The 11,352-nt window shown below is 69.5% G+C and carries 6 protein-coding genes and 1 pseudogene; all 7 read left to right on the forward strand.

Annotated elements, in window-relative coordinates; genetic code table 11:
• Positions 1 to 68 precede the first annotated feature (68 nt).
• Entirely contained in the window at positions 69 to 1,553 is a 1,485-nt protein-coding gene (gene hpnR / locus VGT00_20285) for a hopanoid C-3 methylase HpnR (protein ID HEV8533770.1), read from the forward strand.
• Between the two features lie 63 nt (positions 1,554 to 1,616).
• Positions 1,617 to 3,743, forward strand: a complete 2,127-nt coding sequence (locus VGT00_20290) for an acetate--CoA ligase family protein (protein HEV8533771.1) — start codon at positions 1,617 to 1,619, stop codon at positions 3,741 to 3,743.
• Positions 3,744 to 3,795: 52 nt separating this feature from the next.
• Positions 3,796 to 4,668, forward strand: a complete 873-nt coding sequence (locus VGT00_20295; protein ID HEV8533772.1) for an enoyl-CoA hydratase/isomerase family protein — start codon at positions 3,796 to 3,798, stop codon at positions 4,666 to 4,668.
• Between the two features lie 266 nt (positions 4,669 to 4,934).
• Positions 4,935 to 6,247: pseudogene (locus VGT00_20300) on the forward strand (ABC transporter substrate-binding protein).
• A 317-nt stretch (positions 6,248 to 6,564) separates the two neighbouring features.
• On the forward strand, positions 6,565 to 8,637 hold the full coding sequence (locus tag VGT00_20305; GenBank protein HEV8533773.1) for a hydantoinase/oxoprolinase family protein: 2,073 nt from the start codon (positions 6,565 to 6,567) through the stop codon (positions 8,635 to 8,637).
• On the forward strand, positions 8,630 to 10,603 hold the full coding sequence (locus tag VGT00_20310) for a hydantoinase B/oxoprolinase family protein (protein HEV8533774.1): 1,974 nt from the start codon (positions 8,630 to 8,632) through the stop codon (positions 10,601 to 10,603). The genes VGT00_20305 and VGT00_20310 overlap by 8 nt, the downstream gene beginning before the upstream one ends.
• Positions 10,604 to 10,687: 84 nt before the next feature.
• Positions 10,688 to 11,352 (forward strand): serine hydrolase (locus VGT00_20315; GenBank protein ID HEV8533775.1); only part of this gene is annotated, 665 nt, incomplete at its 3' end.

Consider the following 11,352-nt stretch of genomic DNA (forward strand, 5'->3'; position numbering starts at 1 on the left):
GGGGGGGAGGCTTCGGAAGGGGGGCGGAGCCCCCCTCCGAGCTACCTAAGCGCGGTATACTCTCCCGTATGCGAGTACTGCTCGTCCATCCCGGCGCATTGATGTACTCGGAGCTGTATCTGCGCCTCGAGCCTCTGGGCCTCGAGCGGGTGGCCGCGGCCGTGCGGGCGGCGGGACACGACGTGCGCCTCCTGGATCTGCAGATCTTCACCCACGACGACTACCGCCGCGAGCTCGCCGAGTTCAAGCCGGAGGCCGTTGGCTTCTCCCTCAACTATCTCGCCAATGTCCCCGAGGTCATCGACCTCGCCAAGGAGACGCGGCGGCGCGCCCCGGAGTGCTTCGTCATGGTGGGCGGCCACAGCGGCTCCTTCATCGCCCAGGAGCTACTCGAGCACGGAGACGGCGCCATCGATTGTGTGGTGCGGGGCGAAGGCGAGGTCATCACCCCGCGCGTCCTCGAGGCCCGCGGCGACGCCAAGCTCTCCACGCTGCCCGGCGTGGTGACGCGTGATGGGCAGGGCCCCACGCCGACCCTGCTCGACGATCTGGACAAGTTCCTGCCCGCGAGAGACCTCGCCCACAAGCGGCACAAGTATTTCATCGGCGTGCTCGATCCGTGCGCCTCCGCCGAGCTGACCCGCGGGTGCCCGTGGGACTGCTCCTTCTGCAGCGCCTGGACCTTCTACGGCCGGAGCTACCGGAAGTCGTCGCCGGAAAAAGCCGCGGAAGATCTCGCCTCCATCCGCGAGCCCAATGTCTTCCTGGTGGACGACGTCGCCTTCATCCATCCGGAGCACGGATTCGCCATCGGACAGGAGCTCGAGCGCCGGCGCGTCCGAAAGCAGTACTACCTCGAGACCCGGTGCGACGTGCTCATCAAGAACAAGGAGCTCTTCGCCTACTGGAAGAAGCTGGGGCTCTTCTACATGTTCCTCGGGCTCGAGGCGCTCGACGAAGAGGCCCTCAAGCTCCACCGCAAACGCATCACGCCCGGCGAGAACTTCAAGGCCCTGGAGATCGCGCGCGAGATCGGGCTCACCGTCGCCGTGAACATCATCGCCGACTGCGACTGGGACGAGCACCGCTTCGAGGTCGTCCGCGAGTGGGCCCTCACCGTGCCGGAGATCGTCCACCTGACCGTGGCCACGCCCTATCCGGGCACGGAGATCTGGTTCACGGAATCGCGGCGCCTGACCTCGCGCGACTACCGGCTCTTCGACGTGGCCCACGCTGTGCTGCCCACCCGCATGCCGCTGGACAAGTTCTACGCCGAGCTCGTCAAGACGCAGGACATCCTGAACCGCAAGCATCTGGGCTGGAGCGCCATTCCGAAGTACGGCTTCCCGGCCGTGCGCGCGCTTCTGCGCGGCCAGACCAACTACGTCAAGATGCTCTCGAAGTTCGGCTCGGTGGTGAACGAGAACCGCCAGTACAACGACCACCAGCGGCCGGTGACCTATCAGATGAAGCCCCCCCGCCCCGCCGTGGCCAAGCCCGACCCCGCCGAGCTGTTCATCCACATGCCCGCCCGGCTCCAGAAGCAGGCGTAGCCGCGGCCGACACGCGACGTCGTCCACCCGTCAGCTCAAGCCACCTCATCGCGGAGGCTCGCCGTGGATCTGACGCCGCTCATGAAGCCCAAGAGCATCGGAGTCATCGGCGCCTCGAAACGGATGGGCCGCGCGACCCGGGTCATCACCAACCTCCAGCGATTCGGCTACGCCGGCCGCATCTTCCCGATCAATCCGAAGTATCCGGACATCCTCGGCCTGCCCTGCTATCCCGACCTGACCGCCACCCCGGAGACGCCCGACACGGTCGTGGTCGCCATTCCGGCCGCCGAGGTGCCCGGTGTGCTGACGGCGGCGGCCGAGCGCGGGGTGCGGGGCGCCATCGTCCTCTCGAGCGGGTTCGCGGAGGCGGGCCCGGTCGGTCGCGACCGCCAGATCGCCCTCGAGCGCCTGGCCACCGAGCGCGGCCTGCTCATCTGCGGACCCAACTGCTATGGCGTGCTCAACGTCGCCCTGGGCGCGGCCACCTTCAGCGCGGACTTCGCGGAGCCGCCGCGGCCGGGCCACGTGGCCATCGTCTCGCAGAGCGGCGGGTTCAGTCACGCCATCGCCGAGCACCTCATGCGCCAGCGCGCCGTCGGCTTGAGCTACGTCGTCTCCTGCGGCAACCAGGCGGGACTCACCGTCGAGGACTACATCGAATTTCTCGTGATGGACGAAGCCACCGAGGTCATCGGGGTGTTCGTCGAAGGGTTCCGGCAGCCCGCCAAGCTCCGGCGAGTGGCCCGCCTCGCGAGCGAGCTTGGAAAGCCGATCGTCGCGTTGAAGGTGGGGCGGTCGGAGAATGCGCGGGAGGCCATGCTCGCCCATACGGGGTCGCTCGCGGGCATGGCGGAGATCATCGACGCCGTGTTGAAGCAGGGCGCCATCGTCCAGGTCTCGAGCCTCAACGAGATGATCGACACCCTCACGCTCCTGGGCGCGGCCAAGAACGACCGGCGGCGCGGCTGGCGCGTGGCCATCCTCAGCGGCCTGGGAGGCGAGTGCGGGCACGTGGCGGACGTGGCGGCGCGGGTAGGCGTCGACCTGCCCCCGCTGTCCGCCGCCTCCGTGGCCGCTCTCGCGCGCTTCATGCCCGACTTCGCCAATCCGCGAAATCCCCTCGACGGCACCGGCGCCATGTACGAGGACTCCACCCTCTTCCCCCGGATGATCGACGTGCTGCTGCGTGATGAGGCCATCGACGTGGTGGCGGTGAATCTGAGGGCCAACGTGCCGCCCCCCGGGGGATGGGCGCCCTCGCGCGAGTTCAGCAAGGCGCTTTGCCGGGCGGTGGCGGGCGGCGCCGATCGGCTCGTCCTCTGCTTCAGCTCGTTGGCCGGCGGCGACCTCGACCAGGACGTGGTTCGCCCGCTCGCCGAGGCGGGCATTCCCTTCCTCGAGGGCACCGAGACCGCGATGATGGCGCTCCACCATGCGAGCGAGCGTCGCCGCTTCGGCCACGGGGCGGGCCGCACGAGTCAATCCCCGCCCGCGGCGCCCCCGAAAGATGACAGCACGCCCGATGCTCGTCGCGTCCTCGGCAATGCCGAAGCCATGCGGCTGCTCCGTGAGTTCGGGATTCCCGTGGCCGAGACCCTGCCGGCCGCCGACGCGGACGCGGCGGTGGCGAGCGCGGAGCGTCTCGGCTATCCGGTGGTCCTGAAGGTCGACACCCCGGACATCGTGCACAAGACCGATGTCGGCGGCGTCCGGCTGGGCTGCGGGGACGCCGGGGCCGTGCGCCAGGCCTTTGATCAGATGCTCGAGGACGTTCGGGGGCGCGCGCCCGCCGCGCGCATCGATGGCGTCCTCGTGCAGCCGATGATGGCCGGGGGCACGGAAATGATTCTGGGCGTCACGCGCGATCCTTTGTTCGGCCCCGCGGTGATGTGCGGGTTCGGGGGCATCTTCGTCGAGGTCATGCGCGACGTGAGCGTCCGCGTTCCTCCTCTCGACACTGCGGAGGCGCTGGCCATGGTCGCCGACCTCCGCGGCAGCGTGCTCTTGCGCGGCGCGCGCGGCCGACCGCCGGCCGATGTGGCCGCCCTCGCGGAGGCGCTGGTCGGGCTGGCGAAGCTGGCCCAGGCTCATGGCGAGCGGCTGCTGGCGCTCGACATCAACCCGCTCCTCGTCCTCGAGGAAGGGCGCGGCGTGATGGCGGTGGACTGGCTGGTGGAGCTCGCGTGACGCGGCTCCGCCCCGCGTCACTCAGGCCCGCGTCACTCAAGGAGACAAGGCAATGTCCTACGAGATGATCCTCTACGAAAAGGCGGGGCCGGTGGTCACCATCACGCTGAACCGGCCCCAAGCCCTCAACGCCATCAACCCCCAGATGACGGCCGAGCTTCACCAGGCCCTGGATGCCGCCGACGCCGACCCCGCGGCCAGAGCCATCGTCTTGACGGGCGCGGGTCGGGCCTTCTCGGCGGGCTACGATATCGGGCGCCGCCCGGACGGCCAGTCGCCGCTGGATGCCACGGGCGTCGAGGTCGCGGAGTTCCTCAAGGGGTGGTGGACGCGCGACGGCGATTCGACCCGGCGGCTCCTGCACCTCTGGCACCTCTCCAAACCGGTGATCGCCGCCGTCCACGGCTGGGTCATGGGCGGCGGATTCTGGTATTCCCTGGCCGCCGACATCACCATCGCCGCCGACGACAGCGTCTTCGCCCAGCCCGAGGTCCGCCACGTCTCCAACACGACATTTCTCTTCGCCGCCCTGGCCGGCTGGAAGGCCGCCCATCGCTACAGCCTGACGGGCGACCACTTCGACGCCACCGAAGCCCACCGCCTCGGCATCGTCAACGAGGTGGTTCCCGCGGCGGACCTCCTGCCGCGGGCCCGTGCCCTCGCCGAGCGGATCGCCCTCGTGCCCGAGCCCTCGGTGCGGCTGAACAAGGCCGTCACCTGCTACGGTCTGCTCGCCATGGGGATCGGCGCGGGCATGATGATGAACATCCCGCTCTCCAACCTGGCCCACGCCTCCTACAACGCGCAGCGAGGCGAGCTTCTCGAGGTGATGCGCAGCGGCGGGCTGAGGGCGTTTCTCGAGGCGCGGGACGGAGAGTTCCACCCCGAACCCTTCGGGCCGAAGTCCGCGCCCCGCAAACCCTGACGCCGCCGCGCACGCCAGACCCAACGAGAGGAGGGCGCATGAGGCACGGACGGCTACTCCGCTTCCTTCTGCTCGCGGTGGCTCTCGCCGCGTTGTTGCCGGTCCTCCCCGCCCGCGCCCAGCCTCAGGGCGAGCTCACCTACGCCATGCACGTCACCCTCACGCCGAGCTGGTTCGATCCCGCCGAGAACACGGGCATCGCGACGCCGTTCATGGTCCAGGAAGCCCTGCACGACGCCCTCGTGAAGCCGATGCCGCAGAACCCCATGGCCCCGAGCCTCGCCGAGTCGTGGACGGAGAGCGCCGACGGGCTCCGCTACGAGTTCGTGCTGCGTCGGGGCGTGACCTTTCACAACGGGGAAGTCCTGACCGCCGAGGATGTCAAGTTCAGCTTCGAGCGGTACCGCGGCGCCGCCGCCAAGCTCTTGAAGGACAAGGTCAAGGCGGTGGAGATCGTGGCGCCGCATCGGATCCGCTTCATCTTGCACGAGCCGTGGCCCGACTTCCTCACCTTCTACGCCACCCCGGCCACGGGGGCGGCGTGGATCGTGTCGAAGAAATACCTCGAGCGCGTCGGCGAGGCAGGCTTCACGAAGCATCCCGTGGGGGCCGGGCCCTACAAGTTCGTCAGCCATCAGCCCGGGGTGGAGCTGATCCTGGAGGCGCACGAGAAGTACTGGCGGAAGCCCCCCACGTCAAGCGCCTCACCATGAAGGTCGTGCCGGACGAGTCCACCCGCCTCGCCATGCTGAAGAAGGGAGAGGCGGACATCGCCTACCTCATGCTGGGACCGGTGGCCGAAGAGATCAAGCGCACGCCCTCCCTTCGCCTGGTTCCCTCGGGTGGTCAATGGGTCACCGCCGTCTGCATGCTCGATCAGCAAGATCCGAAATCGCCGTGGCACGACTCGCGGGTGCGGCTGGCCGCCAGCCATGCCATCGACCGCAAGGCCATCTCGAACGCCGATAGCCTGGGCGCTTCGCCGCCCATGGGATCGATCATCCCCCCCGCCACGGAGTTCGCCCTGCCCGTGGAGCCGCCCGCCTACAACCCGTCGAGGGCGAAGCAGCTGCTCCGGGAGGCGGGGTATCCGAGCGGCTTCGATGCCGGCGAGATGGTCGGCACCGTGCAGTTCGCCAATGCCGGCGAGGCGGTCATCAACTACTTCGCCGCGGTGGGAATCCGGGCGCGCTTCCGCACGATGGAGCGCGTGACGTACCTGACCGCCTGGAAGGACAAAAAGCTGAAGAACCTGCTCTTCTGTGGCGCGGGCGGCTACGGCAACGCGGCCACCCGCGTCGAGAACTACCTCGTGACCGGGGGAACCTACGCCATCGGCGGCTACCCCGACATCGACGATCTGTTCCAGCAGCAGGCCCGCGAGCTGGACCGGACGAAGCGCCAGGTCCTGCTCCAGCGGATCCAGCGGCTCGCGCACGAGCGCACCCTCTTCCTCCCCATCTACGCCCTCTTCTTCAACAACGGGGTGGGACCGCGCGTGCAGGAGTCCAGCCTGGGGCGGATCCCTCTCCACTACTACACGGCCCCGTTCGAGGACCTGCGCCTCAAGGGCAACTGAGACGCCCCGTCCCTTTTTGGTACTGGGCTAAGTTGCGAGCCACATTTACTCAGCCCTCGCCTCGGGCTTCGCCCTCAGCTCGAAGAGCCACGCCCGAGGGAGGCAGCAACCCGAGGCGTACGTGGGTGTACGTTGAGGGTTGCTGCCGACCGAGAACGTGGCAGTTCGAGCTGAAGGGCGCAGCCGCGAGACGAGGGCTGAGTTGATCTTCGAGCCGAGACGGGGCCGAGGAGTCGTAGGCGACGAGCCCGGCGAGGCGAGGGCTGAGTTGATCTGGCGAAGCAAATTGGCCCAGTACCCCCTACAATGGCGTGGCCATGAGTCGCGCGGGTACGGTGGCCATCGACGTGGGCGGCACTTTCACCGATGTCACGTTCGCGGATGCCGCCACGGGCGCCACCTGGGTGGCCAAGACGCCGTCGACGCCGAGCGACCTGTCCGGGGGCTTCATCACCGCCGTCCGCAAGGTGCTGGCCCTCGCCGGCCGCACGCCGGGTGACATCCTGCACGTTTTCCACGGCACCACCACGGCCACCAACGCCATCCTCGAGGGCAAGACGCCCCCCACCGCGGTGGTGACGACGGCCGGCTTCAAGTACGTCCTCGAGATCGGCCGCCACGACATTCCGCGCCACGGCAATCTCTACGGCTGGAGCAAGCCCTCGCGCCCGGTTCCGCCCGATCGCGTGCTCGAGGTGACGGAGCGCCTCGATGTGAGCGGGGCCGTGCTGACTCCGCTCGACGAGGCCGAGGCCCGGGCGGTGGCGCGCCAGCTCGCCCAGCTCGGGGTGCCCGCGGTGGCCGTGGTCTTCCTTCACGCCTACGCCAATCCAGCTCACGAGCGACGCATGCAGGCCATCCTCCACGAGGAGTATCCGGAGGCCCTCGTGTCGCTCTCCTCGGAGGTCCTGCCCCAGTTCCGCGAGTTCGAGCGGACCATGGCCACCGCGCTCAACGCCGCCGTCATGCCGCCTGTCAGCCGCTATGTCAGCGTGCTGCGCGACGCCCTCGACGCCGAGGGCGTGCGCGCGCCTCTCCTCATCATGAAGTCCGACGGCGGCGTGACGAGCGCGGCCACCTGCGTGCGTCAGCCCGTGCAGACGGTGCTGTCCGGACCGGCGGCCGGCGTCATCGGCGCCCTCAGCGTGGCGGGCCCGGCGGGCCATCGCGACATCATCTCCATCGACGTGGGGGGGACGAGCGCCGACATCTGCCTGGTCCGTGATGGCCGGCCGGAGATCACCAAGGAGGGCATGGTCGGGCCCTTCCCGCTCAAGCTGCCCATGGTAGACATCCACACCATCGGCGCGGGCGGCGGCAGTATCGCCGCGGTGAGCGCGGCGGGGCGGCTCACCGTCGGCCCGCGCAGCGCCGGCGCCGAGCCCGGTCCCGTCTGCTATGGGCGCGGCGGCGCCGAGCCCACCGTGACCGACGCGCACCTCGTCCTCGGCCGCATCCCCGCCGCGCTCTTGGGGGGCGAGCTGCCGCTCGACCTGACCGCGGCGCGCGCGGCCATCGACGCGCGCGTGGGCCGTCGCCTCGGCCTGGGGGCCGAGGAAGCGGCCGCGGGCATCGTCGAGATCATCGACAACTCCATGGCGCGGGCCATCAGGACGGTCTCGGTGGGACGCGGCCACGATCCTCGCCGCTTCGCCCTCGTGGCCTTCGGCGGGGCCGGTCCGCTGCACGCCTGCCGTCTGGCCGAGCTGCTGGAGATTCCCACCGTCATCATTCCGCCGCGCCCCGGCGTGCTGTCCACCTGGGGGCTCCTCGACACGGATATCCGGGCGACCTTCGTTCGCACCGTGGGGACTTCGGAACGTCACGTCGCCGCGGGCGGCCTCGACGTGGAGCGGCTGGAGACGACCTGGGCGGAGCTGGAGGCGCAGGCGCGCGCGTGGCTCGATGCGGAGGAGATCCCGCCTGGCCGGCAGCGCTTCGAGCGATCGGCCGACCTCCGCTACAAGCACCAGAGCTTCGAGCTGACGTGCCCCCTCGGCGAGGGCGCGGTCACGCGGGCCCGTCTCGCGGAGCTGACCGCGACATTCCACGCCGAGCACCGCCGGCTCTACACCTACGATCTGCCCGGCGCGCCCATCGAGCTCGTCAATCTCCGCGTCACCGCCATCGGGGCCCTGCCCAGAGGGAAGGCGCCCGGCGCCCACGCGGCCGGGTCGAGCCATGCCATGATCGATCGGCGCCCGGTCTACTTCCGGGGCATGGGCTTTGTCGCCACCCCGTGCTACGCGCGGGGCGGCCTGGCCCCGGGGATGCGCTTCGAGGGCCCGGCCATCATCACCCAGGACGACTCGGCGCCGCTGGTGGCTCCGGGGTTCCGCGCCCGCGTGGACGACGCCGACAATATCGTGCTGGAGCGAAGCCGTGGCTGAGACCCCCGTCACCGCGGGCGGCCGCCCTGCCCCCCGTGTCGATCCCGTCACCCTCGAGATCATCCGGGGCAGCCTCGCGTCGACCATCCGCGACATGGAGCTCCTGATGGAGCGCTGCGCGATGTCGCCCTTCATCAAGGAGAAGAAGGATTTCTTCGTGGGCGTCTTCGACACCAGTGGCCGCATCGTGGCCTGTCACATCTCGGGCAGCGGGCCCGGCATGGTCACGGCCATCCTCCGCGAGTACCCGCTCGACACCATGCGGCCCGGCGACGCCTACTGGTTCAACGATCCTTATCTCACAGACGGGGCCGTCCAGCACCACCAGGACATGGTCTTCGTGGTGCCCGTCTTTCACGAGGATCGCGTGGTCGCCTTCGCGGCGACCTTCGGCCACTACCAGGACATCGGGGGACTCCGCGCGGGCAGCATCTCGCCGCATGCCACCGAGATCTACCACGAAGGTGTGCTCGTCCCCCCCATCCGCATCATGCGCGAGGGGCGGATCAACGAAGAGGCCTACCGCATCTTCCTGCGCAACTCGCGGCTGCCCGATCTCGTGGAGGGTGACACGCGGGCCATGATGGCCTCTTCGCGCCTAGCCGAGGCGCGCCTCCACGAGCTCTTCGCCCGCTACGGGCTGGAGACCGTTCTAGCCGCCTTCGAGGAATGCATGGCGCAGACGGGCGTGCGCGCCCGCGAGCTCTTCCTCGAGATGGTTCCCGAGGGCGCGTGGTCCTTCCACGATTTCCTCGACAGCGACGGCGGCACCGAGGCCCGGCCCCATCGCGTCGACCTCACCCTCAGTCGTCGCGGCGACCATGTCACCCTCGACGGCTCCCGCTCTGACGACCAGGCGCGAGGCCCCATCAATTTCGTCACCAACCCCGGTCTCCTTCGCATCGCCTTCGGCCGCTATCTCCAGTCCCTCGACCCCGAGCTGGAGGTCAACGAAGGGCTGCTCCGGAATCTCGACGAGTGGATCGCCCGCGAGGGCAGCCTGCTCAAGCCGCGCTTCCCCGCGCCGCTGGGCATGCGCGCCAACACGCGCTTCCGCGTCATGTCCTGCATCTTCGGCGCGCTGGCCCAGGCCAATGGCGGCCAGGTGCCCGCGGGCTCCCCTGTCTACGTCCTCTACTACTTCCGCGCCTGGGACGAGGCGCGCCGCCGGCCCATCCTCTGCATCGAGGGGCTCGGCGTGGGCCTGGGCGCGCGGCCCTTCGCCGACGGCGTCGACGTCATCTACTACATCGCCCAGGAGAACTATCCCGTCGAGTACGTCGAGCGCGACTTCCCGCTGCGGATCGAGCGCTATGCCGTGCGGCCGGACTCGGGCGGGCCGGGCTTCCATCGCGGCGGGGCGGGCGTGATCCGCGACGTGCGCGTGCTCTGCGAGCGCGCGGAGCTGGCCACCCGCATGGAGAACACGCTCGTCGCCCCCTACGGGGTGGCGGGCGGCCTCGCCGGGCGGACGGGGCGCATCATTCTCAATCCGGGCACCCCGCGCGAGCGGGAGCTGCCCGCCCTCGGCGACGGCGTCATGCTCGAGCGCGGCGATCTCCTCCGCTTCGAGACCTGCGGGGGCGGCGGCTGGGGCGATCCCCTCGCCCGGGATCCCGATCGCGTGCGTCAAGACGTGGCCCGTGGTGTGATCACGGCCCACGGCGCGCGCGAGGACTACGGCGTCGTGCTCGATCCTGCCACGCTCGAGATCGACAAGACGGAGACCGACGAGGAGCGCCGGCGCCGCGCGCGCGATCTGCCCCTCATCGACCGGGGCCCCGGCTTCGACGAGGCCGAGGCACGCTGGCGGGCCACCCGATCATGCGTAATCAACACACCGCACCCTCATCCCAGCCCTCTCCCTCCCGAGGGAGAGGGAGTCATTCAGGATCCCTCGCCCCCGGAGGGGGAGAGGGCCGCAGTTCGAGCTGAAGAGCGAAGCTCTGAGGCGAGGGCTGAGTAAAACAGGGGGAGCATGCGACAGGCCGAGTACCTACTCGAATGATCCGACCCGATCACTAACTCCCCAAACACAGGAGCCACTCTGATGCGAGACCTGGTCACGCGGATGAACGCGCTGTGCGACGCCCTCCCCTTCCAGACGAGCTGGTACCTCAAGGATCTCGTCACCGGCGAGACGGCCAATCGGCTCGGGGATACCCCGGTGCCCTCGGCGAGCACGCGGAAGATCTCCATCATGATGGCCGCGCTCAAGGCCGTCCACGACGGCAAGCTCGCCCTCGACCAGAAGGTGACCATCGACGCCAAGTACCAGGACAATGACTCGGGCACCTTCCAGCACCTGACCCCCGGCTTCTGGATCACCTTCCGCGACGCCCTCGTCATGATGATCATCGTCAGCGACAACACGTGCACGGGCACGGTGGTGGACCTGGTCGGCCTGGGCGAGATCCAGCGCTTCTGCGAGTCGATCGGCATGACGCGGACCGTGCATCGCTTCGGCATTCCACCCCGCCTCGGCCCCGACCACACCCTGGCCCAGGTGACCACCACTACGCCCAACGACCAGGGGCTGCTCCTCGAGATGATCCTGCGCGGCGCCTCGGACAAGACGGCGGCGGCGCGCCTGGGATGCACCCCCGAGCTCTGCCGCCTCGGGCTCGACATCCTGAGCTGGCAAAAGCTCAAGACCCGCCTGCCCTCGCTCTTGCCCCTCGCCACCAAGGTCGCCCACAAGACGGGCACGGGCTC

Source organism: Candidatus Methylomirabilota bacterium, from assembly GCA_036002485.1.
Classification (GTDB): domain Bacteria; phylum Methylomirabilota; class Methylomirabilia; order Rokubacteriales; family CSP1-6; genus AR37.

Coding starts and splice junctions, on each gene's coding strand:
- hpnR (HEV8533770.1), top strand. CDS start 69: ATGCGAGTACTGCTCGTCCATCCCGGCGCATTGATGTACTCGGAGCTG.
- VGT00_20295 (HEV8533772.1), top strand. CDS start 3,796: ATGTCCTACGAGATGATCCTCTACGAAAAGGCGGGGCCGGTGGTCACC.
- VGT00_20305 (HEV8533773.1), top strand. CDS start 6,565: ATGAGTCGCGCGGGTACGGTGGCCATCGACGTGGGCGGCACTTTCACC.